The 1,050-nt window shown below is 69.7% G+C and carries 2 protein-coding genes; both read right to left on the bottom strand.

All coding sequences use genetic code 11. From position 1 onward, the window contains the following. Positions 1-710, bottom strand: a 710-nt coding sequence (locus JJL56_RS32780; protein ID WP_200487941.1) for a toprim domain-containing protein, incomplete at its 3' end; no start/stop codon positions are given. 13 nt (positions 711-723) lie between these two features. Continuing rightward, positions 724-1,050 (bottom strand): transglycosylase SLT domain-containing protein (locus tag JJL56_RS32775; protein WP_200487940.1); only part of this gene is annotated, 327 nt, incomplete at its 5' end.

Raw genomic sequence — 1,050 nt, 5'->3', positions numbered from 1 at the left:
ACCTCGGCGAGGATCTCGAAGTAGGCGACCTCGCGGAAGTCGCGGATCTCGACGTGCCGGCGGTGCAGGATGCCCAGCACCGCCCCCTTGACCCGGCCCATCGGCCAGTAGCCCTTGCCGAGATCGCCCGGGCGCAGGAAGACCGAGCAGGCGACGGTGTGGTTCGTGCCCTCCCACAGGTCGATGACCGACGGGGCCCGGCCGGCGACGAAACGGCCGTAATACTGGTCGGGGTCCTTGAGGGCGAGGAAGGCGGCGCGCTGCGGTCCCGGATTGGATTCCGCGCAGATCATCCTCTTCACGGCGCGCGGCCGGGCGCCGGTCAGCTCGAGAAAATGGCGCCAGATCGTCTCGCCCTCGCGGTCCGGATCGCTGGCGCCGATCACCATGGCGCACTGCGGCAGCAGCTTCTTCGCGGCGGTGATCTGGCGCTTGCACTTGGGATCGTCGGAGGGCAGCACGCGCGGCCGCGCGTTGATGTGCGGCCAGACCTTGGAGCGCCAGTCGCGGAACTCCTCACCTTCGTCGCGGGGTTCCTCCAGACGGTCGACATGCCCCCAGCCCCAGATGATCACCGCCCGCCCGAGCGGGCTCCTGGCGACCTCGATGTAGCCGTCGCGCATCGCTCCCCCGCCCAGGGCGGCCGCGTACTGCTCGGCCTGGATCTTCTTCTCGGCGAGGATTCCGACGTCGAATTGGGGAGCGGCCATCACGGGTCCTTCTTCAGCAACCAGGGGCGTGCGGGGCGGCATCCCGGCGCACGCGGACGAAATGCTTGTAGACGGAGCAGGCGTAGCCCCGTTTGCGGTGCTCGGGACCGGCGCTTCCGGCGTGGTAGCGGCCGACCGCCTCGTCCCAGCTTCCGGTCGACGCGTAGAGGGAGAGCAGGAAGCGCGCTCCATAGGCGGCGTTGAGATCGGGGTCGAAGGCGTCGTCGAGCGTGGCGAAGGCGTCCGGGTGATGCTTCAGGTTGATCTGGACGCAGCCGACGTCGATGCTGCGGACGCCGTCGGCGAGCAGCCGGCGCACCGTCTGGACGGCCATGCGCCG

This window comes from Azospirillum aestuarii (assembly GCF_016632405.1).
Lineage (GTDB): Bacteria > Pseudomonadota > Alphaproteobacteria > Azospirillales > Azospirillaceae > Azospirillum > Azospirillum aestuarii.
The sequence above is the reverse complement of the archived record's forward strand: the minus strand, read 5'-3'. Positions and strand labels throughout refer to the sequence as shown.